The following is a 20,589-nucleotide window of genomic DNA, read 5'->3' as shown; positions in this document are numbered from 1 at the left end:
GGCGGCGCAGCGTTTTTTTTACCGGAGGGGATCTATGATGAAAGCAACGACGAAAAGCACCACGGTCAATAACAACTAATGGCCAATCAGGCATCGAGGCCCGCGGAAACCGCAGCGGAAAGCGACCGCATCGGTTTCTTCGGCAAGGTACCCAGCCATGGCGACTTCATCTCCGACGGGCTTGAACGGGAATTGATCGGGACGTTTGACGACTGGATGCGATCCGGCCTGCACGCCTGCGCGGACACGTTCGCGGGCCGATGGTCCGAAATATTCGCGTCATCGCCTCCCATACGTTTCATCATCGAAAGCGGCATATGGGGAAACTCCGCCTATGCCGGCGTGCTGGTGCCCAGTGCAGACCGGGTGGGGCGAAAATATCCGCTTGCCATCGTTGCCCAGCTCAATAACTTCCGGAAACATCCGAGAACGCTCTATCTCGACGACACCTGGTTCATGGCCGCCGAGGCGCTGGCCGAAACATCCATGACGGGTGATTTCGACATGTCCCGGTTCAACGCCTCCGTCAAAAAACTGCGCCCGCCGAAGCCACGGGAAGAGGATGATGCACCGGAAATGGTGCGTAACCGTGTACCGACGAGCCTCTGGTGGCGCATCGATCCCGTCAACCGCCGTGCACGCGGCCTCAAATTTGACGGCAAACCCAAAGCTTCCGATTTCCTGCGCCTCTTCAGCGACATGGCAGGCAAGGGCGATGAGGAAGGTTCAGCACCTGCGCAGGCGCCGGAGAGTGCGAGACAGAAAACCCCACCCACTATTTCGCCCGCGCCCTCGACCGAACAGCCCACGCCGGTTATCTACAGCTATGCCACGCACCCGGGAACACGGCTCTCCCTGAATGCGGATTCGCTCTTCGTTTCCCAGACGCCTGCCCTCTTCGCCATAGCGGATGGACAGGGGGACACGCACAGCGCCGTGGAAGCGGCGCGTCTGGTCACGAATATTCTTGCCGAGACGCCGGACGCCGAAAATCCCGAAGTGATGGCGCAGCAGATCAGGGGGAAGCTCGGCACGGTCAACAGCCTGCTTCTGTCCCGACAGGCCATGGGCGCCGACGGCAGGCCGATGGCGAGCGTTATCATAGCCTCCATTTTCGGCCGCAGGCTGAGCGTGTTGTGGTCTGGCGACGCGCGTGCCTATCTCCTGAAAAACGGAACCATGCACCAGCTTTCGCGCGATCACGTCGTTGTCGGCATGAAAAAGCAGCTCGCGCAATGTGTCGGCCTTTCCCAGCAATTCCGGCCGGATATCGTCGGGGAAGAGTGGAGTTCGCAGGACAGGCTGCTCCTGTGCAGCTATCCGCTGGTGCAAATCCTGAAGGAGCGCGCCATTGCCGAGATTGTCGGCAACACCCCGATCAAGGACTGCGCCAGCGCCCTGATCCAGGAAGCGCTGATCGAAGACGCACGCGAGAATGTCAGCGCCATCGTGATTGGAAACCGGCTTGAGCAAGGGTAAACAACCGGGCGATGGGCCTGCCTATCCGCAGGTCGCCGAGCGCTTTTCCGATCTGTGGGAAAGCATCCGCCACGATGGCACTGAGGAGAGGTCGGCCGAAGACCGGAAGGATCTGATCGACCAGATCAGGAACGCGCTGGATCGGAAAGTCTCGCATTTTTCCGAGGCAAAACCCGACTGGATTGCCGACAGTTTTTCCCTTGAACGGATTGCCTACGAAAGCGAAAACACGCTGCTGCTGCAAGTGCGGCACCGCGATCTCGGCTCCCTTCATGCGCTGAAGACCGTGCCACCGACGTTGAGAAACGACGCGGCGCTGCTGCAAAGATTGCGGGAGGAGGCACAGGTCGGACTGACACTGCGTCATCCGTGCCTGGTGGAAACATCGGCGCTGCTGAGATTGCCCGATGGCCGGCCGGGTCTGTTGCAACCATGGCTCCCGCAGTCACTGGCGTCGCAGCGGCCTACTACCGCGCCGCAGGCGATCACAATCCTTCGCCGCCTGCTGGAAGGGCTAAGCGCCATGCATGCACGGGGTTATGTCCACTGCGATGTCACGCCAGCCAATATCTTGCTGGAGGACGGCGATTTCGAAACAGGCAGGCTTGGCGATTTCGGCATTGCGCTTAAAATCGGCCAAAAACATGCGGAACGGGGCATGAGTTTCGCCGCCTCACGCGAATTTGCGTCACCGGAACGGATGCGGGACGCAGCGGCAAAGCCGGATCAGGATATATTTTCAGTGGGACGGCTTGCCCGGCGGCTTGCTGGGTCAGATGGGGCGCGAACAACGCAAAGCTTGGCGGATTTTGCGGACGCCTGTTGCTATGACAATCCCGCTTTGCGTCCGCAATCGGCGATGGAAGCGCTACAGCTTCTGTAGCGCCCGATCGTCAGTTGCCGCTGCCGGGAAGCGGTGCCGCCGCCGTCGGCACGCTCTTCTGGAACACGGTCAGGAGCTTGGCTGAATCCACCAGCGGCGCGTTGCTGGCATAAAGCACATCACCCTTCTGCATCTGGAAAAGCTGCATGAGGGCAATGCTGGAAGCGTCGCGCATATTGACGTGATAGATTACCGGCCGCATGGTCGTGGCTGTCGCGACCGGGCCTTTCGCGCCCGATGCCGTTGCGGCGGGAACCTGAATAATCTCATTGCGGAAGACATAGACATTGCGTGCGTCCGCACGGTCATCCAGCAACCCGCCAGCGCGGCCGACAGCCTGCGCCAGGGTGAGTTTCCCGGCTTCGAACTGGAATTCGCCAGCGCTCTTGAAGGCGCCGAGCGCCGTGTAACTCGCCGCATCGCCATCGATCATGATCTGATCATCCGGCGAAAGTCGGATATTCTGGCGGTCTTCCCGCATGACGCGATCAAGCGGCGCACTGGCCCTGTGCGAGCCGCGAACCACGGTGACCGTAGCCGCGCCCGGCGCGACAGTCGGGCCGCCGGCCTGATTGAGCGCATCAAGCACCCGCTCCTGACGGGCGGTGAGCGTTATTTTTCCGGGGTTCTTCACCGCACCGCCGAGCATGACGGCGCTCGTCGGCTTATCTACGACGGTAACGACGGCCTGCGGGTTCACGGCCGATCCCTTGAGCCCGGCGACGACCTGCGATTGCAGCCCCTCAGGCGTCGAATCCACCACCCGCTGTTTGCCGACGAAGGGAATATTCACCGATCCGCCCTGATCCACGGTAAAGCGACCGAGATTGAGCGTCTTGCTTTGCGTCGGGGAGAAAAGTCCGTCTTCTCCCGTATCCAGCACGGTGATGTCGATCACGTCGCCGCGCCGCAATCTCTGGGCATTGTAACCGGTGTTGCGAAGCGCGGTAAGGCCAGGCCCGGAGGCGCCCTGCAGGCTTCCGGCGGAAACCGTGGCCGCCGGTGCATTCGCCAGTTCGATGACGGGGATTTTTTCGTTGGTTCGCGGGAAAGTCGCAGATCGGATATTGCCTGCGGTCGGTCCGTCAGATGGCTTTGCACATGCGCTCAAAAGCGCCACCAGCAAAACCGCCCCCAACTTTTTCATCCCTCATCCCCTCGATGATTCAACCTGACGCAGAGATAACATCCCGACACGTCATCGCAACAACTTTAGCGGTTGCAATTTAGCGAAAACTTGTCTTCCAAAGAAAAGGTGTGACCATTCCGCAACCTTTTCGGAAGCACCCCAACGCAAACCCCAACAATGTACCGATGAGAAATCAGCAGCGGTTCGCGTCCGCTGGCACTGGGCATTTTGGATGGAACGGTTTTGCGGTGCGGGAGTTTGTTTTGTGCAAACCCAAGACAGGAGGAAGAACAATGGACCACAGCATTCACGTCCGTCTGGCTGAAACCGAACTCACGCCGTCCGTTCTGGAAGGCGCCACCGTTTATGGCGCGGATGATCACAAGGTCGGTAAAGTTGACCATGTCCACGGTGTCGGCGCCAACACGACAGCCATCATTGATGTCGGCGGTTTTCTCGGCATTGGCGCAAAGCCCGTTGCAGTGCCGATCAGCGACCTTGATTTCATGCGCGATGAAGATGGCGACGTCCATGCCGTTACCTCGTGGACAAAGGACCAGCTGAAGGACATGCCCGAACATCGTCACTAAGCCTGTCCCACCAGACTTCAGAAGCGCCCGGCCATGTGCCGGGCGTTCGTTTATATGGGCCGCTCCCTGCACCGCTCCCCCTCCGCCGGCAAATGGAACACTTGCGCATGTCAGGCATTTTCATGGCGCGCAATAATTGGGCGCAAGGCATTCAAGGGGACGACAATTGCACAATCAGATTCAGGCCAGCCCGCTGAGCATTGACGACGTGACCGTCATCGATGACGAAAAAGTCAAGAAGGCCGTAACGGCCGCAGCCCTTGGCAACGCCATGGAGTGGTTCGATTTTGGCGTTTACGGTTTTGTCGCTTATGCCGTCGGCAAGGTCTTCTTTCCCGAGGCGGCTCCCGCCGTTCAGACCGTGGCGGCACTGGCGACATTTTCGGTGCCGTTTCTCATTCGTCCTCTCGGTGGCATTTTTTTCGGCGCGATGGGTGACAAGTTCGGACGCCAGAAAGTCCTTTCGTTCACCATCATCATCATGGCGGCCAGCACCTTCTGCATCGGCCTCATTCCGGGATATGCGACGATAGGCATCTGGGCGCCCGTCCTGCTGTTGCTCTGCAAACTCGCCCAGGGCTTTTCCGTCGGCGGCGAATATACCGGCGCGGCGATCTTCGTGGCGGAATATGCGCCGGACCGCAAACGCGGCTTCCTCGGCAGCTGGCTCGATTTCGGCTCAAATGCCGGCTTCGTGCTTGGCGCGGGCTTCGTCGTGCTGCTCAGTAGCGCCATGGGGGAAGCAAAGTTCCTAGATTGGGGCTGGCGCATACCCTTCTTCCTTGCCGCACCGCTCGGGCTCATCGGCCTTTATCTCCGCCACGCCGCGGAAGAAACCCCGGCTTTCACCGAAAGGCTGCAGCGCGCTGAAGAAGAGGACCGCCAGTCGCTCAAGGAGCGGCCGATGGTGCCGATCGCGGAAATCGCCAGAGAGCATACCCGATCCCTGGCAATCTGCATCGGCATGGTTCTCGTCACCAACGTGACCTATTACATGCTGCTGACCTACATGCCGACCTATCTGTCGAAAACGCTGAATTACAGTGAGGATCACGGCGTTCTCATCATCATCGCTGTCATGGTCGGCATGCTGTTCGTCCAGCCGGCGATCGGCTTGCTGAGCGACCGGATCGGCCGCAGGCCGTTTCTCGCCGTCGGCAGCACGGCGATCCTTTTTTTCTCGCTGCCGGCCTTTCATTTCATTGCCAGCGGTCAGGTGGTGCAGATCTTCTTCGGGCTGCTCATTCTCGCAGTCGCACTCAATTGCCTGATCGGCATCATGGCCTCCACCTTACCCGCCCTCTTCCCGGCCCGCATCCGCTACAGCGCTTTGGCAATCGCCTTTAATATCTCGATCATCGTCGCGGGGCTGACACCAACGGTAACCGCCTGGCTGGTGGAAGTGACCGAAAACATCTACATGCCGGCCTATTATCTCATGGTCGCAGCCGTCTTCGGCATCGTCACGACCTTCTTCCTGAAGGAAACGGCCAACCGGCCGCTCTATGGCGATACGCCGAATGCCTCCAGCCGGAAGGAAGCAAAATCGCTTCTTGCCGAGCAATATCTCCACATCGAAAAAAGTGTCGAGGAGATCGACGAGGAACTCGTCAAGCTGGAGGAGCAGAAGAAAACCCTCCAGGCGAAACGCGAGGAACTCGTTGGCCGCCATCCGGACCTGAACTGACAACTGCGCGTCAAAAAATAAAATGCGCGGCGGCGCATCTTGCACCCCGCGCATCAGGTTTGATGGTTTTCAGCAATGCGCCTTGATATCCGCCGTTGCCTGTCTCAAACGGCGAGGAAACCGCCATCGACGGGCAAGACGGCGCCGGAAATCATCTTGCTGTCGTCCGAGAGCAGCAGCGCGATGCTCTGCGCCACCTCTTCCGCTTCGGCAAAACGGTTGAGCGGATGACGAACCATCATCGGCTGGCTCTTTGCGGGATCGTTCCAGGCTTCGGCAGCGAGTTCGGTCAGCGTGATGGTCGGCGCAACCGCGTTGACGCGGATACCGTGGGGGCCGAGTTCCTTGGCGAGAACGCGTGTTGCGCCTTCAAGCCCTGCCTTGGACGCTGCATAACACAGGTGATCCTGAAAACCGCGATGGCCGGCGATAGACGTGATGTTGACGATGGCGCCACCGCCGCCATTTGCGATGCGGGCGCGGGCAAATTCCTGGCAGGTGATAAGGGCCGCACGCAGGTTGATGCCCAGCACGGCTTCATAACCCGCATCGCTCATGTCGAGCACGCTTTCCAGCACGTTGATGCCGGCGCTGTTGATCAGGAAATCGCAGGGGCCAGCCTCCGCCATCGCGGCACGGGTGGCGGCGACATCGGCAAGATCGACACGGATCGAACGGCCGCCGATTTCGCTTTTCAGGCTGTCGAGATCGGACTGCGTGCGGCTGATCGCCACCACTTCCGCACCGCGCGCGGCCATCAGCTGTGCACAGGCGCGGCCGATACCTTTTCCTGCGCCGGTGATGATGACGGATTTTCCGGAAAACTGCATGGAATCCTCGTTATTTTGCGGCCAATACGGCCGGATGATCTAAGCTTGTGACCCGTTTCAGGAATGGCTGGCGGAACGAATGGCGCGTGCCGCATTCTGCAGCGCCAGAAACGCGTCGTAACGCCCCTGATGAACCTTTTGAAAATCAGGATCTGGCGTTGCGCTGCTAGCGATACGCGACATCGCCGGCATGGCGGCGATGAGGTCGGGATAGGTTCCGGCGGCGACGGCACCCAGCATGGCCGAACCGAGCAGCACCGGCTCCTCGCATTCGGTCAGTTCAACCGGAAGGCCGGTCGCATCCGCCAGCAATTGCCGGGCAAGCGGATGAGCACCCGCCCCACCGCTGACGCTGATCGTTTCCACAGGCGCGCCGTTGCGGGCCTGCGTCTCGATAATCTGGCGAAGCCCATAACCGAGGCCGAGAAGCCCCGCCACATAAAGCGCGACGAGAGAATCCACGCCCGTCTCCATGCCGTAACCGGCAATGACCGCGCGGGCATGGGGATCGGCGAAGGGCGCGCGGTTACCGAGAAATTCCGGCACCACATGAAAATCCTCGGCGATCTCAGCTGCGGCGGAAACCGAAGCGGCAAGGCTGAGAGCACGGTCGGCAAGCCATACCGGCAAGGCTTTGCCATCCTTCTCGGCAAGCGCCTTCGCCTCGGCAGAGGCCGGATGCAATTGCACCAGATAATCGATGGCCGCGCCGGCGGCGGACTGGCCGCCTTCATTGAGCCATGCGCCGGGAACCATGGCGGAATAATAGGGACCCCAGACGCCAGGCACAAAGGCGGGTTCGGCTGTGGTGGTCATGGTGCAGGAGGAAGTGCCGAAGACATAACCGAGGCATCGCGAGGCGTCGCCACCCGCTGCCACCGTGCCAACGCCGCCGGCATGGGCGTCAATCAGGCCTGCGGCAACGGCGATGCCTGCAACCAGCCCCATAGCTTTTGCAGCGTCTTCGGTGAGACCCTTGCCCAGCGCCGTGCCGGGGTGAACGACGCTTTCACCGATGCGGCGGAAGCCCTGCTCCGCAAGATCACCAAGCCCGATGCGGGTGAAATAGTCCGCATCCCAACGGTTCTCATGGGCGAGATAGGTCCATTTGCAGGTGACCGTGCAGGCGGAGCGATCGAGCGCGCCGGAAGCCTTCCAGGTCAGAAAATCCGTCAGGTCGAAGAAGTGCTCGGCACGAGCATAGATATCCGGCCGGTTTTCGTTGAGCCACAGCAGCTTCGGCGTCTGCATTTCCGGGGAAATACGGCCGCCGACATATTTCAGGACGGCGTGTTCGCCGGCGTTGATGCGCTCCGCCTGTTCCACGGCGCGGTGATCCATCCAGACGATGATATCGCGTTCGGGATGATCGGCAGCGCCGACCGGCAAAGTCTCGTCATCAGCACCACGCACGACAAGCGAACAGGTCGCGTCGAAACCGATGCCGGCAACCTCTGCCGGATCGATACCGGCGCGTGACACGCTTTCCCGCACACTATCACAAACGGCCTGCCACACCTCACCACTCGATTGTTCGGCAATGCCCCCATCTTCGCGGTGCATGGTGATCGGGCGCTTGGCGGTGGCGAGAAGCTTGCCCGCGACATCAAAGACACCGGCCCGCGCCGAGCCGGTCCCGACATCGACGCCAACAAGATAGGAAGCCATTTACGATACTCCTCGGAGCGGATCATCCGGTGCTTGAACAGATTTTAAGCGGCGGGGGCCGTTTCCGGTTTTCCCGCCGCTCCAGGAGTTTTTAAACGCGGTCGAAGTTGGTCGGCAAGACCAGCATGTCGCGGATGGTGACGGTGCGCTTGCGCGTCAGCATGTAGATGACGGCATCGGCCACTTCGCTCGCATCGATCAGGCTGCCCGATTCCTTGGCCTTGCGGAGGTTTTCCTCCGGCCAATCGGCCAGAAGTGCGGAAACGACCGGGCCGGGAGAAACCTGCGCGACTCGCACGCCGTGCGGGATCATCTGGCGGCGCATGCCCTGCACGAAGCTGGTGATCGCCCATTTCGAGCCCGAATAGACCGGCTCCCAATAGGTCGGGAAATGGCCGGCGATGGAGCAGGTGACAATGATATCGCCGGTCTTGCGCTCGGACATATGCGGCACGACGGCATGAACGTTCTTCATGACGGCGTTGACGTTGAGGTTCAGCATCTTGTCGATGGCTTCGGGCGTCGTCTCCGTGAGATCGCCGCCGATATAGGTGCCTGCGTTGCAATAGAGAATGTCGATATGATCGACCTTCGCAAGTATTTCCGGGATCATGGCGTTGCAGCTGTCGGCATCGAGCAGGTTCGTGACCTGCGGGATGGCGCGGTCGCCAAGCTTGGCCACCAGATCATTCAAGGCTTTCTCGTTCCAGTCGACCATGACCACGGTCGCGCCCTGTTCCAAGAGGGCTTCCGTGGTGGCAAGCCCGATGCCGGATGCGGCGCCGGTGATGACCGCGATCTTGCCTTGCAGCGATTCAGACATTTAGTTCTCCTGCGTTTATGAAGATGTTTCCGGGCCGGCTCAGCGCCACTCGCGCCCGATATAGATGGCCAGTAGGATGATGCCGCCCTTGATGACATCCTGCAGATAGGGGTTGATGCCCATCAGATTGAGGCCGTTATTAAGGATACCGAGCAGCACCGCGCCGATGAGCGTGCCGAGAATGAGACCCCTGCCGCCTGCAATCGCCGTGCCGCCGAGAACGACCGCCGCAATGGCGTCCAGTTCGAAGCCGACACCGGCATTGGGCTGACCGCTCATCAAGCGGCCGGTGAGGATGAGCGCGGCAAAAGCTGCCGTGACGCCCGAGATGCCATAGACCGCAAGCTTGACGCGCTGGGTCTTCACGCCCGAAAGACGGGCCGCCAGCTCGTTTCCGCCAAGTGCATAGACATGACGGCCGAAAGCCGTGCGCTGCAACAGCACCCAGGCGATGGCATAAATAACCACCATGATCACGACAGGCACCGGAACGACGCCGATACGGCCGACGCCGAACCAGGAAATCCAGCTCGGAATACCGCTGACCGGGTAACCGCCGGAATAGATGAGGCCGAGACCGCGCGCCATGCCCATGGTGGCAAGCGTCACGATAATGGCGGGCATCTTGCCCCAGGCGACAAGCGCCCCGTTGAAGATGCCGATGCCGAGACCGATGAACAGGCCAGCTGGCAAAGCAACCGCGGGCGACAGGCCGGTATTCACCATCAGGCCGGCCGACAGCGTGCCGACAAGCGCCATGACCGCACCGACCGATAGGTCGATGCCGCCGGTGAGGATGACGAAGGTCATGCCCACGGCGAGAATGCCGACGACGGAAACCTGCCGCAGCACGTTCATGATGTTGTTGACGCTGAAGAAATTGTCGCTCGCAAGCCCCATCAGGATCGATACGACGATGAGACCTGCCAGAGGCAGAGCAAGTGGCGAACGCAACATGGCGCCGAGACTGAAACCGCCCGTTTTCGCGGCTGTGCCGGTGTTTGCATCAAGCGACATGTTCAACTCTCCCGGTGGTGGCGTTTGTCATTATTGTTTCTGAATTGATGTCTTCGCCCTCGACCGTGGCGACGATGCCGCCGGAACGGAAGACGCAGACCCTGTCGGACATGCCGATCACTTCCGGCAGCTCCGAGGAGATCATGATGATCGAATGGCCCTTGGCGGCGAATTCACGCATGAGCGAATAGATTTCCGCCTTCGCGCCGACATCGATGCCGCGTGTCGGCTCGTCGAAGATCAACACGCGCATGTCATGGTTCAGCCAGCGCGCGATGACGATCTTCTGCTGGTTGCCGCCGGACAGCGTGTCGACGCGGGCAAAAGGCCCCTGCGCCTTCACCTGCACCTGCGCCATGGCCTTCGTCGTGTGCTCCAGTTCCTTTTTGAGATCGAGGAACCAGTGCGCCTTGCGGTATTTGCGGTAATTGTTCAGCGAAATATTCTGCAGGATGGAGAAGCTGGTGATCAGCCCCTCTTCCTTGCGGCTTTCCGGCAAGAGGCCGATGCCGCGCATCAACGCTTCGTCGGGGCCGGAAAAACGCGTGTCCACGCCATCGACCTTGATCTTGCGGCGCGATGCGGAATGCGCGCCGAGCATGGCCAGCACCGTTTCGGTGCGGCCTGAACCGACAAGCCCGGCAAAGCCGAGGATTTCACCCTTGCGCAGCGCAAAGCGCGAGACGGGGCCGCCCTTCTTCAATTGCAGCTCTTCCACTTCAATCACGCTTTCGGCGGAAGGATCGAGCTGCGGCTTCGGCGGGAAATTGGCTTCGATGCGTCGGCCGACCATCATCTCGACGAGACGGTCATTATCGACCTCCGACGTCAGGCAGGAGCCGATCAGTTCGCCATCGCGCAGAACGGTGATGCGGTCGCAGATCTCGAATATTTCCTCAAGGTGGTGCGAAATGAAGATGATCGCCACACCCTGACGACGCAACTCGCGCATGACCTTGAACAGGTGCTCGGTCTCAGACGGGGTGAGCGTCGCGGTCGGCTCGTCAAGAACAAGGATGCGGGCATCCAGCGACAGCGCCTTGGCGATTTCGACAAATTGCTGCTGGGCAACGGAAAGACGATGCACCGGCACGTCGAGCGGCACATCCACGGCCAGCCGGCTCATGATCTCGGCCGCGCGCTTGCGCATCGCGCCCTTGTTGAGAAGGCGCAGCGGCCCGCGGATTTCGCGGGCGAGGAACATGTTTTCCACGGCATTGAGATAGGGGATCAGGCTGAATTCCTGAAACACGATGCCGACGCCGGCGGCAATCGCCTCATCATAATTGGCGAAGCGGCGATCCTTGCCGTCGATGCGGATCGTCCCCTCCGAGGGCTGCAGAATGCCGCACAGGATCTTCATCAAAGTCGACTTGCCGGCGCCGTTTTCGCCTAGAAGCGCATGCACCTCACCGGCGCGCGCCTGAAGGTCGACGCCACGCAGGACTTCGATCTTGCCAAAGCTTTTTCTTATTCCATTCAGTTCCAGCATTTCACCCTCCTCGATGGTCGGGACTGCCCCGCCCCCGCACGAAGCGGGGACGGGACCTGGGAGGAGTTCTTACCAGCTGAACTCGCCGGCGTTTTTGCTGTCAACAACCATGACGTCGATCGGCACTTCCTTCGGCACGACGCGTGCGCCCCACTTCTGGGCGAGCGCCATGGCAAGACCGACACGAACCTGGTCACGCGGGAACTGCGCGGTGGTTTCGATGAAAGGGCCACCGTCGGCAATTGCCTTCACCGCTTCCGGCGCACCGTCTACCGAGGTCAGCTTGATGTCCTTGCCGGAACCCTGGATCGCAGCGAGTGCACCCATCGCACCGCCATCGTTGACCGAGAAGATACCGGCGAGGTTCGGACGCGACTGAATCATGTTTTCGACGACGCCGAGAGCAACGGAGCGGTCCTGACGGCCGTTCTGCGTGTCGACCAGCTTGATGTCTGCGAATTCTGCAAGAGCCGCCTTGCAACCTTCGACGCGCTGCAGGATCGGCACGACCGGAATGCCGTCGAGGATAGCAACCTCACCCTTACCACCGAGGGCTTCACCGAGATATTTGCACGACTGGTAACCCGCGTCGCGGTTCTTCGAGCCGACGAAGGTGTCGACCGGGCCATTGGCGTTGGCGTCGACGGCGACGACAGTCACGCCGGCAGCCTTGGCAGCGTGAACGGCGGCTTCGATGCCGGCGCTATCGGTCGGGTTCAGGAGCAGGATGTCGATCTTCTGCTGAAGCATGTCTTCAACATCGGAAATCTGCTTTGCCACATCGTGGCCGGCATCGGTGACGACGACATCTGCGCCAATGCTTGCGGCGGCTTCCTTCAGGGCTTCCTGCATCGATACGAAATAGGGGTTGTTCAGTTCCTGGAAGGTCATGCCGATCTTCAGCTTTTCCTGCGCCAGCGCCGGAGCGGCCATCATTGCAATTGCGGCTGTCGCCATCAGAAACTTGGATTTCATTTTCATCTCACTTTTCCTCCCGTTTGGAAAGTTGGGGCAACAGGTGCCCGGTTCCGGACAGCCCTCTGCCCGAATTGGTAAAAATCGGCGATGTGTCGCTGGTTTACTCCGCCATGACCGCTGCCTTCTGGGCTGCGAATATGGTTCGGAACCTCGACGGCGACATTCCCTTCAGTTTCAGGAAATGCCGGTTGAAATTCGAAAGGTTGGAAAAGCCCACATCGTAGCAGACCTCCGCCACCTTCACATCCTGATCCGCCAGGAGCATCTGGCAGGCAAGATCGATGCGTAACTGATTGCGATACCGCACCAGCGTCGTTCCCGTGTGGCGCTTGAAGGCGCGGGAAAAGGCGCTCGGGCTCTGACCCACCATGTCGGCGAGATCGATTTCCTCAACCTGCTCGGTCAGATGCTGGCGCAGATGCGACAGAGCACGGTTGATGCCGCTGTCGCCGATGCCGGTCAGATCCAACTCGTAGCTAAGGCTCGCCAGCACCTCCGATGTCGGGGCATTGACCAGGAGATCGAGAATTTCCCAGAAAAGCGCCAGACGCGTCAGTCCCTGCGCTTCGATCAACCGGAGGATCAGCGGGCGGACGCGGTCGCTCGTCTCATCATCGAAAAGAATGCCGCGGCGGCTGCGATCCAGGAGGCCGCGCACCACGTCCATTTCCGACATGGAAGTGCAGGCATCCTCGATAAAGCTCTCCGGAAACTGGATCACGAGGGAACGTGTCGGCACGATTTCGTCCGGCTCGATCTCGCTGATCCAGTTCTGGGGGAGATTGGGACCGGTCATGATGAGCTGACCGGGGCCGAAGCGGCCGACGAAATCACCGATATAAAACGTGCCCGATGTGGCGACGACGAGGTGGATTTCGTATTCGGGATGATAATGCCAGCGCACGGTGCGGAACGGATAGCCATGCCGCCAGGCGGCGAAGGATTCGCCCTTGCGGATGTGCACCAGTTCCAGATCGGGCTGCATCATGGTTCCTCCCATCAGTCGCGTCCGCCGTATTTGCGGACAGGAGCCATTTCCTCTTTATGGCTCGTCCCAGGCGTTGATGAGGAGCATATGGCGGGCGGCTGCGGTACATCCACATCACGCCGAAGAAATTACCGATACTTTTTTGACTCTTTTTTGTCGAAAATTGAAGAGTCGCCCGAAAGGGCTGACCATAAACGCGGCGATGGGGCCGATTTTTCCGCTCAATTTGGCGTGATGCGCTCAAACAATGCGCAACCGGAAGCGATTTTCGTTGAAATTTTGACGTGTAGCCTGCCGGATGCCGGCAAGCTACACTCATACTTTTCCGCAACGTCTCTGCCGCTCAATCATCAGCGGCTGGCTTCGTTCGTTACTGCGGCATCACGATCTGCAGTTTCACATCCGTTTCCCGCGCTTCCACCGCACGGTCGAAACCGGCGATGCTATCTTCGAAGGGGATGGTCGCGGAAATCAGCGGCTTCAGGTCCACCTTGCCGGACGCGATGAGCGCCACGGCGCGGTCATAGACGTTGGCATAGCGGAAAACCGTCTCCACCCGAAGTTCCTTGGCCTGCAGGCCGACAATATCGACCGGAACCGGATCGACGGGCATGCCGACCAGCACGATCGCACCGCCCGGCCGCGCCAGCTTCGCCATGCCAAGCACGGCGGGTGCGGCGCCCGAGCATTCGAAGACGACATCGCAACCCCAGCCGTCGGTCGCAGCCGAAACGGCCTCTGCGAGATTGCGTTCGCGAATGTTGACGGTTTCGATGCCATCATAGGAGCCGATGATATCGAGCTTCGGCTGGGCAAGATCGGCAACGATGACCTTCGCGCAACCGCCGGCAAGTGCTGCGAGCGCCACCATCATGCCGATCGGACCTGCACCCGTTACCACGGCGATATCGCCCGGCTGGATACGCGCCCGCAGCGCCGCCTGCATGCCGATGGCGAAGGGTTCGACCATGGCGCCTTCGGCAAAGGACACGTTTTCGGGCAGCTTGTAGGTGAAGGCGGCAGGATGAATGACCTCAGGCGTCAGGCAGCCATGGATCGGCGGCGTCGCCCAGAAGCGGACAGCCGGATCGACATTATAGATGCCGAGCTTTGCGGCGCGCGATGTCGGATCGGGAATGCCGGGCTCCATGCAGACGCGATCACCAGCCTTCAGGTGTGTTACCTCGGCACCGGTTTCGATCACCGTTCCAGACGCTTCGTGCCCGAGCACCATGGGCGCATTGACGACGAAATGACCGATCTTGCCATGGGTATAATAATGGACATCAGAGCCGCAGATGCCGACCGTATGGGTGCGGATAAGCACATCCTTCGGCCCGAGTTCACCGGATCCTGCTCCACCGGGAATATCAAAATCCCTGAGCGAGAGCTTGCCTTTTTCTTCCAGCACCAGTGCCTTCATCTCATCCTCCGTGGTTTGCGATACGCCTGGCAGCGAGTTCAGCAAGCGTGATGGCGTGCAACATCGGCAAAAGTAAACAGAAATCGGCCGGATCGGCCGGTTTTTCTTCGCGACGGAAAAACTGTATCGAGGAGCCTGCAATTTCTCATCATCCCCAGTGCGGCGCGGCCTTTGAAGGTGAGGAAAGACGGCATGATTCGCCGCCGCATTCCGCGATCTTCACCCGCTCCCAAGCCTGCCGAGCCGGCGAACCAAATCGCTCACATTTTTTCGCCGGGCAAGGCGCTCGCCTGCCGCACCCAGTCGGCAAACTGCGTTTCATCAAACGCACCCTCATGGATATCGAGGTAACGAACCTTCGGATGTTTGGAGGTGCCGGGTGGCAAGGGTTGTAAAGATACGCCGTTGAGAAAGGTCACTTTGATATATTTCGTAAAACAGTGAAGGCTGAGAAACCAGACATCGTCTTCCATGCCGTAAAAGGGCGAATTCCACTTCACGGCCTTACGCACACCGGGCACGAGGCTTTCGATCAGCGCATCGATACGTGCTCCGACCGGACTTTTCCAACCCGGCATGGCGGCAATATAGGCCTGCACCGGGCCGTCGCCATATCCCTTGGCAATCTGCGGATTGCCGCCCGAAAGAAGTGTCGGCGCAGCAGCGTACGGCTCGGTTTGCGCGATTTCGGCAGATTTACCCGGCTTCTTTTCGACCATCTCGGTTCCCTCCCGGTATTACGCGGCTCCTGCTTTTTTTTCCCAAGCCTCGATGCAAGCCTGCCATAAAAAGCGGCCACAGTAAAAAAACTATATTTTATGTGCGTGCTCATGCTTTACGCCTTGGAGAGCATATTTGAGGCCGAAGCGTCGATGTGTCGGCGTGGCTATCAAAACGCTGACGAACTAGACCGTGCCAATCGCCCGGACTTGCACGCCATTCGATCAATCCAAAAAAAGCGCAGGCTGCGGCACCCTGCCCGAGGCCTAGGCGCGGAGGGCGGCGGCTGGAGACTGACGATAGGCGAGCAAAGCCGGTATCGCCGAAAGAACCGCGGCAAAGCCCAGCAGGAACAGTGCAAGACGCAAATCTTCGCGGGTGAAGCCAACCGGCAGGATGACGCCGCTTTTTGCGGTAAAGAGTTGTGCGCCGATATGGGCAGCGCCCAATCCGACCAGAAAACCGATGCCGACACCGAGCACCACCAGTAAAAAAAGCTCCAGCCAGACGATGGCGAATACCGAGCCGCGCGGCGCGCCGAATGCCCGCAATGCGCCGATCTGCCTGCGTCGTTGCCCGACATGGATCACCGTCACCAGCACCAGCGCCGCCGCCACCAACCCCTGCGAACCGGCGGCAACCGCGCTCAGCACCATCTTGGCATCGCCGAGCGTCGCATAGAGACCCGTCAGAACTTCGCCCGGGAAAACGCCAAGCGTATTACCGGTCCGGTATTCCTGCCGCAGGCGATAGGCGTCGGCGATCGTTTTGGGCTTGACGAGAATGGCCGGCAGGCCGGGCGTGCCCTCGCCGAAAGTCTCCACGATTGGCGCATCCGCATCGATGCCGCCTTGATGGTCAGACTCCACATGCGCCGAAGTGGCTGGGCCGAGGGCCAAAGCATGCTTTTGTCGCTGCGAGACCACCAGCTGAACAGCGGCTTCGGCATGATCCGCCTCGCCTTCGGCATGCGTATCACCATCTTCGTGATGTTCTTCGCCTTCATGGGCGTGATCGTGACCGTCCCCGTGGTGATGTTCTTCATCATGCGCGCCCGCATGGCCATCCTCATGCCCTTCATCATGGCCATGATCATGACCGAGACCATGGACGTGCCACACGGCCTGTATCGGCACGAGAATGGCGCGATCCCAGGGCGTGCCGGTGGGCTGCAATTTGCCAACGACTTTATAGGCGATCTCGGTATGGGTGTGGCCGCCGGTCTCGGCGGTGCCGTGCATCGGCTTGATCTCAGCAGCGAGAGACAGATCGACGGCAGCCCCGAGTATGGCTTCGCCTTCCAGCGCGAACATCCTGCCCTCGGCAAAACCTGATGTCGTGTTGCTGACGAGGCTCATCGTCGTGCCGACTATCGGGTATCCGGCAAAGGAATCGCCAAACCCGACAGGTGCCGCCCAGGCAACGCGCGGATCGGCGGCGAGCTTCGTCAGAACAGCGCCGTCCACAAGCGGCAGCGGTGCGGCCTGCAGAAAAATGGAGGAAAGGATCAACTGGGTTTCGCTGCCGGCCGCGCCGATAACGAGATCGAATTTATCGGCGGCACGGGCGCTGCCGAGACGCAGCGAACGCTCCTGCAGCGTGACCGCAACGCCAAGCGCGGTGGCAAGCGCAACCAGGAGAACCACGACGATGCCACCCAGCCAAAGACGGCGCAGGTCGGCAAGGATGAAACCGATCATGCCGCAATCTCCTTCCGCTCGGTATCGGCGACGATACGGCCGCCGCTGAGGGTGAGACGCCGGTCGAGGCGGCCGATAAGATGCTGGTCATGGCTGGCGACGATAAGCGTGCTGCCGGTGCTGGCCGCAACGGAAAGCAGGAGATCACCGACAGCCTCGCCGCTTTCGAGATCGAGGCTTGCGGTCGGTTCGTCGGCAATGATAACGCCGGGACTGCGCAGCAGCGCACGGGCGATAGCGACACGCTGCATTTCACCGCGCGACATGGTCTCAACGTGCTGCCCCGGGCGTTTGAGGCCGACAGTCGCAAACAGGGATTCCGCGCGCTTCATGAGGTCCGCATTTGCCGCACGCGACAGGCGGGCGGGCAGCAGGATATTATCCAGCGCGGACAAGCCGGGAAAAAGATGAAACTCCTGCATGACGAGGCCGATATTGGCGGCCCGCCAGCGGTCGCGACGGCCCTCGGGCAAATCCGCAATGTTCTCTTCCCCCCAGACAACGCGGCCGGCCTGAACACGCTCAAGGCCGGCGATGATGTTGATGAGGGTGCTTTTGCCCGAGCCGGAACCACCCGTCAGCGCAACGCGGCTACCGGCAGCGATTTCCAGACCGTCGAGAACGAGAACCGGCGCTGACAAACCGGGAAAGGATACGGCAAGATCATCTATCTTCAGGGACAGCATGGTCTCAAACCGTCGCGTATTCTGCCTGGCGGATGCGCAGCAGGCTGACAAAGCCGGTATCCGGATCGGTCCAGGAACCCGTTTCCAGCGTGCCGCGCACTTCGATTGTCTGGCTCGGCTGGGTAAAAGTCTGTTTTTCGCCGAGATAAACGACGACGATGTTGTCCGGCCAATCTGCATCCGTGGAGCAGAAGGGGCAGATCGACATGGGGATTTCGGTCAGCACGAAAAACTGCGCTTCGGCCTTCAGCGGCGGCGCCATGAAACCACGCATGGCGATCTCCTTGCCGTTCAACTGCTTGACCTTTTCGGAAAACTCCAGCCCGAGGACGCTAACCTTGCCATAGAGTTCGTCGAAGGTGATGTCGCTGTTCGCCTGCGCGCGCGTGCCGGCGGCCAGCAGCGGCAGACCGGCAATGAGACCCAGGGTCTGACGACGGTTGAAGTGCGCCCGATCAGCCTTGCTCATGACCATTCTCCTTCTTGAAAAGGTCTGCCATCGTCCCTCGTCAGAATGGACGATGAAAGACCTGAAACTATTGTGAGGGCACGCGATAGCGGCGTGCCCTCACAACATTCATATCTTAGTTGGTCTGCTTGGCGCCAAGTGCGAAAGCTTCGGCGAGACCCTTGTAGACGTCGCTCTGTTCCATGTAGCCACGGAAGCCTTCGGCGCCGGGGCCTTCAGCCTGCAGAACGACATCATCCACCGCGTGGACGCCGCTATCCGAGCTTTTCGGAATGATGCCGGGTACGAACACAGCACCGGGAACGTCCTTGTACTGCTCGTTGGCGACATATTCCTTCTTTTCGTTCTGGACGGCCGGTGTGAACGGGCCATCAAGCTTCGGACGGAAGGTCTCGTAATGGTCAGGACCGTTATTGGCGTTCAGGAACAGACGACGGGAAACGTCGACCTTATCAGGATAACCGTCACCGTCCTTGTCTTCATAGTTCGGGAAGCCGGCCTCGGCATAGGTGCCGACCTTTTCGCGCATTTCGGTACCCGGCTTGTCATCATCGACGGTGCCGATGATGGAAACGCCATGCGTATGGTCGCCGGTGACGACGATCAGCGTATCGGGGTTCTTCGCGGCGAATTCACGGGCGACACCGACGGCCTTGTCGAATTCGATCGTGTCGACGACAGCGCGATCCCAGTCAAGCGGATGGGACATCTTGTCGACGTTGGCAGCTTCGACCATCAGGAAGAAGCCGTCCGGGTTCTTCGACAGTTCGCCGAGCGCAACCTTGGTCATTTCAACGAGGCCCGGCTGATCCGGGAACTTCGCCGTGGTGCCCTTCTTGAGGAACTCGCGGTCGAGCGCTGTGTCCATGTTGCCGGTGTGGAACAGGCCGAGGATCTTGCCGGTGTTGGTGCCGGCGGCCGTGGCGAGTTCCGCCTTGCTGGTCGCCAGCGTGTAGCCAGCTTCCTTGAACAAAGCGATATAGTCCTTGTCATCCTTGCGCTTGGAACCCGCCGTCGCCTGCGGCAGGAAATAAGCGGAGCCGCCGCCGAGGAGGACATCCGGCTTCACGTCGAACAGCATGCCGTTGATGTCGGCCTTGTCGCCGCGCTTGCGGGTGTGGGCAACGACGGCAGCCGGCGTGGCGTCCTGCAGTTCGGCGGTTGAGATGATGCCGATCGACTTCTTGGTCTGGCGGCGCAGGGCTTCCGCGATCGTTTCGACCTTCGGATCGTCGAGCGAGGCCGGGGTGCGGTCGGCATAAACGCCAATGGCGTTCACGGCGGTCTTGTGACCGGTCATGTAGGCTGACATGGTGTTGGCGCTGTCGGTGGCGACGGCGTCGGTGGCGGAGGTGCCGATGAAGGCGACCGGCGGCACATCATCCATGTTGAGGCGGCCATTGGCCTTACCCTCGGTCATGCCCTTGGACATGATGCGGGCAGCAGTGCGGTGAGCGACGGACAGGCCGTCGGCGATCAGGAAGATGACGTTCTTGGCTTTTGCCTGGGCCGGCGTGCCATAAACGGTCCAGGTGATCGCCTTGGTTTCGGAACCGGCAGAAACTTCGACCTTGTAGTCACCGGCGCTGGCGAGCGTGACCCCACGCAGGATGACGGCCGATCCAAGGACCTTGTCCTTGTTCTTTTCTTCGGCGACGAACTCGGCATCCTTGCCGAGAGCGGCCTTGTAATCCTGGCCGTTGACGGTGATCTTGACGTCTTCCGGCTTTACGACGGAAGCGAACTCGACTTTGAAATCGAACGGCGAACCGGTCAGGATCGTAGCACGATCAAGCGGATAAACCTCGGCAGCCTGGACGGCGCCGGCAAGAAAGGTCGTGGCGACCAAAGCAGCAACGATTTTGCGCATATTCCCCTCGCGAAACGTGTGAAAACCACACTTTCTCCTAGACCCGCGATATGACAGTTGCATGACTTGCAGGCAGCATATCCGGGCTCATGGGAAATTCGCGGGGGACGGTTTCAGCACGCCGTCCTCCTCCGGTCGCCGCGCGGCGCGGCAACCC

18 protein-coding genes are annotated in these 20,589 nt (G+C 60.3%); 4 read left to right on the top strand and 14 right to left on the bottom strand.

The genetic code is table 11. The annotated features are described in order from the left end of the window. The first annotated feature begins 78 nt into the window (after nucleotides 1–78). A complete protein-coding gene (gene tagF, locus V6S97_RS24665) occupies nucleotides 79–1,479 on the top strand; it encodes a type VI secretion system-associated protein TagF (protein ID WP_020812995.1) in 1,401 nt (466 codons plus the stop codon). After that, nucleotides 1,466–2,362, top strand: coding sequence for a protein kinase domain-containing protein (locus V6S97_RS24660; RefSeq protein WP_209692113.1), 897 nt, complete (start codon nucleotides 1,466–1,468; stop codon nucleotides 2,360–2,362). Before tagF ends, V6S97_RS24660 begins: the two co-directional genes overlap by 14 nt. Before the next feature lie 10 nt (nucleotides 2,363–2,372). Here the strand turns inward: V6S97_RS24660 and V6S97_RS24655 are convergent, their stop codons facing one another. Next, nucleotides 2,373–3,509, bottom strand: a complete 1,137-nt coding sequence (locus V6S97_RS24655; protein WP_107677014.1) for a polysaccharide biosynthesis/export family protein — start codon at nucleotides 3,507–3,509, stop codon at nucleotides 2,373–2,375. Between the two features lie 275 nt (nucleotides 3,510–3,784). Here V6S97_RS24655 and V6S97_RS24650 point away from each other — a divergent pair, with 275 nt between their 5' ends. Together V6S97_RS24650 and proP are read left to right on the top strand one after the other, a co-directional pair. After that, nucleotides 3,785–4,081 (top strand): PRC-barrel domain-containing protein, encoded by a 297-nt coding sequence (locus V6S97_RS24650; RefSeq protein WP_111829554.1) that lies wholly within the window; start codon nucleotides 3,785–3,787, stop codon nucleotides 4,079–4,081. Nucleotides 4,082–4,247: 166 nt separating this feature from the next. Continuing rightward, nucleotides 4,248–5,768 carry a glycine betaine/L-proline transporter ProP gene (gene proP, locus V6S97_RS24645; RefSeq protein ID WP_209692112.1) on the top strand — a complete coding sequence of 507 codons (1,521 nt, stop codon included), beginning with the start codon at nucleotides 4,248–4,250 and terminating at the stop codon, nucleotides 5,766–5,768. Nucleotides 5,769–5,872: 104 nt separating this feature from the next. Here proP and V6S97_RS24640 read toward each other — a convergent pair whose 3' ends face one another. From V6S97_RS24640 to V6S97_RS24580, 13 genes are all read right to left on the bottom strand, one after another. After that, nucleotides 5,873–6,598, bottom strand: a complete 726-nt coding sequence (locus tag V6S97_RS24640; RefSeq protein WP_060724222.1) for an SDR family oxidoreductase — start codon at nucleotides 6,596–6,598, stop codon at nucleotides 5,873–5,875. A gap of 57 nt (nucleotides 6,599–6,655) precedes the next feature. Then, nucleotides 6,656–8,266, bottom strand: coding sequence for an FGGY-family carbohydrate kinase (locus tag V6S97_RS24635; RefSeq protein WP_112354311.1), 1,611 nt, complete (start codon nucleotides 8,264–8,266; stop codon nucleotides 6,656–6,658). Nucleotides 8,267–8,357: 91 nt separating this feature from the next. Continuing rightward, entirely contained in the window at nucleotides 8,358–9,089 is a 732-nt protein-coding gene (locus tag V6S97_RS24630) for an SDR family oxidoreductase (protein ID WP_003504511.1), read from the bottom strand. 39 nt (nucleotides 9,090–9,128) lie between these two features. Continuing rightward, a complete protein-coding gene (locus tag V6S97_RS24625) occupies nucleotides 9,129–10,106 on the bottom strand; it encodes an ABC transporter permease (RefSeq protein WP_020813000.1) in 978 nt (325 codons plus the stop codon). Beyond that, complete coding sequence (locus tag V6S97_RS24620; RefSeq protein WP_020813001.1) at nucleotides 10,096–11,598, bottom strand: sugar ABC transporter ATP-binding protein; 1,503 nt, start codon at nucleotides 11,596–11,598, stop codon at nucleotides 10,096–10,098. Before V6S97_RS24620 ends, V6S97_RS24625 begins: the two co-directional genes overlap by 11 nt. A gap of 69 nt (nucleotides 11,599–11,667) precedes the next feature. Further along, complete coding sequence (locus V6S97_RS24615; RefSeq protein WP_020813002.1) at nucleotides 11,668–12,579, bottom strand: ABC transporter substrate-binding protein; 912 nt, start codon at nucleotides 12,577–12,579, stop codon at nucleotides 11,668–11,670. A 97-nt stretch (nucleotides 12,580–12,676) separates the two neighbouring features. Further along, on the bottom strand, nucleotides 12,677–13,561 hold the full coding sequence (locus V6S97_RS24610; RefSeq protein WP_003504503.1) for an AraC family transcriptional regulator: 885 nt from the start codon (nucleotides 13,559–13,561) through the stop codon (nucleotides 12,677–12,679). 373 nt (nucleotides 13,562–13,934) lie between these two features. Continuing rightward, on the bottom strand, nucleotides 13,935–14,987 hold the full coding sequence (locus tag V6S97_RS24605; RefSeq protein ID WP_020813004.1) for an NAD(P)-dependent alcohol dehydrogenase: 1,053 nt from the start codon (nucleotides 14,985–14,987) through the stop codon (nucleotides 13,935–13,937). 260 nt (nucleotides 14,988–15,247) lie between these two features. Continuing rightward, the gene (locus tag V6S97_RS24600) at nucleotides 15,248–15,706 is read right to left on the bottom strand and encodes a DUF1801 domain-containing protein (protein ID WP_020813005.1); all 459 of its coding nucleotides are present in this window, start codon (nucleotides 15,704–15,706) and stop codon (nucleotides 15,248–15,250) included. Nucleotides 15,707–15,973: 267 nt separating this feature from the next. Next, nucleotides 15,974–17,407, bottom strand: a complete 1,434-nt coding sequence (locus tag V6S97_RS24595) for an ABC transporter permease (protein WP_020813006.1) — start codon at nucleotides 17,405–17,407, stop codon at nucleotides 15,974–15,976. Next, nucleotides 17,404–18,093 carry an ABC transporter ATP-binding protein gene (locus tag V6S97_RS24590; protein WP_020813007.1) on the bottom strand — a complete coding sequence of 230 codons (690 nt, stop codon included), beginning with the start codon at nucleotides 18,091–18,093 and terminating at the stop codon, nucleotides 17,404–17,406. Before V6S97_RS24590 ends, V6S97_RS24595 begins: the two co-directional genes overlap by 4 nt. A 4-nt stretch (nucleotides 18,094–18,097) precedes the next feature. Then, nucleotides 18,098–18,562 carry a hypothetical protein gene (locus V6S97_RS24585; RefSeq protein WP_003504497.1) on the bottom strand — a complete coding sequence of 155 codons (465 nt, stop codon included), beginning with the start codon at nucleotides 18,560–18,562 and terminating at the stop codon, nucleotides 18,098–18,100. A gap of 115 nt (nucleotides 18,563–18,677) precedes the next feature. Next, complete coding sequence (locus V6S97_RS24580; protein ID WP_020813008.1) at nucleotides 18,678–20,432, bottom strand: alkaline phosphatase; 1,755 nt, start codon at nucleotides 20,430–20,432, stop codon at nucleotides 18,678–18,680. Nucleotides 20,433–20,589: the final 157 nt, after the last annotated feature.

It is taken from the genome of Agrobacterium sp. CCNWLW155, assembly GCF_036888815.1.
GTDB classification, from domain to species: domain Bacteria; phylum Pseudomonadota; class Alphaproteobacteria; order Rhizobiales; family Rhizobiaceae; genus Agrobacterium; species Agrobacterium radiobacter.
Note: the sequence above shows the minus strand (reverse complement) of the source record. Positions and strands in the feature narration are given on the sequence as shown.

What these genes read in the sequence shown, in the direction of transcription:
- V6S97_RS24655 (WP_107677014.1), bottom strand. Translation starts at nt 3,509, where the DNA reads ATGAAAAAGTTGGGGGCGGTTTTGCTGGTGGCGCTTTTGAGCGCATGT.
- V6S97_RS24625 (WP_020813000.1), bottom strand. Translation starts at nt 10,106, where the DNA reads ATGTCGCTTGATGCAAACACCGGCACAGCCGCGAAAACGGGCGGTTTC.
- V6S97_RS24630 (WP_003504511.1), bottom strand. Translation starts at nt 9,089, where the DNA reads ATGTCTGAATCGCTGCAAGGCAAGATCGCGGTCATCACCGGCGCCGCA.
- V6S97_RS24610 (WP_003504503.1), bottom strand. Translation starts at nt 13,561, where the DNA reads ATGCAGCCCGATCTGGAACTGGTGCACATCCGCAAGGGCGAATCCTTC.
- tagF (WP_020812995.1), top strand. Translation starts at nt 79, where the DNA reads ATGGCCAATCAGGCATCGAGGCCCGCGGAAACCGCAGCGGAAAGCGAC.
- V6S97_RS24635 (WP_112354311.1), bottom strand. Translation starts at nt 8,266, where the DNA reads ATGGCTTCCTATCTTGTTGGCGTCGATGTCGGGACCGGCTCGGCGCGG.
- V6S97_RS24640 (WP_060724222.1), bottom strand. Translation starts at nt 6,598, where the DNA reads ATGCAGTTTTCCGGAAAATCCGTCATCATCACCGGCGCAGGAAAAGGT.
- V6S97_RS24620 (WP_020813001.1), bottom strand. Translation starts at nt 11,598, where the DNA reads ATGCTGGAACTGAATGGAATAAGAAAAAGCTTTGGCAAGATCGAAGTC.
- V6S97_RS24600 (WP_020813005.1), bottom strand. Translation starts at nt 15,706, where the DNA reads ATGGTCGAAAAGAAGCCGGGTAAATCTGCCGAAATCGCGCAAACCGAG.
- V6S97_RS24580 (WP_020813008.1), bottom strand. Translation starts at nt 20,432, where the DNA reads ATGCGCAAAATCGTTGCTGCTTTGGTCGCCACGACCTTTCTTGCCGGC.
- V6S97_RS24650 (WP_111829554.1), top strand. Translation starts at nt 3,785, where the DNA reads ATGGACCACAGCATTCACGTCCGTCTGGCTGAAACCGAACTCACGCCG.
- V6S97_RS24595 (WP_020813006.1), bottom strand. Translation starts at nt 17,407, where the DNA reads ATGATCGGTTTCATCCTTGCCGACCTGCGCCGTCTTTGGCTGGGTGGC.
- V6S97_RS24590 (WP_020813007.1), bottom strand. Translation starts at nt 18,093, where the DNA reads ATGCTGTCCCTGAAGATAGATGATCTTGCCGTATCCTTTCCCGGTTTG.
- V6S97_RS24605 (WP_020813004.1), bottom strand. Translation starts at nt 14,987, where the DNA reads ATGAAGGCACTGGTGCTGGAAGAAAAAGGCAAGCTCTCGCTCAGGGAT.
- V6S97_RS24615 (WP_020813002.1), bottom strand. Translation starts at nt 12,579, where the DNA reads ATGAAAATGAAATCCAAGTTTCTGATGGCGACAGCCGCAATTGCAATG.
- V6S97_RS24585 (WP_003504497.1), bottom strand. Translation starts at nt 18,562, where the DNA reads ATGAGCAAGGCTGATCGGGCGCACTTCAACCGTCGTCAGACCCTGGGT.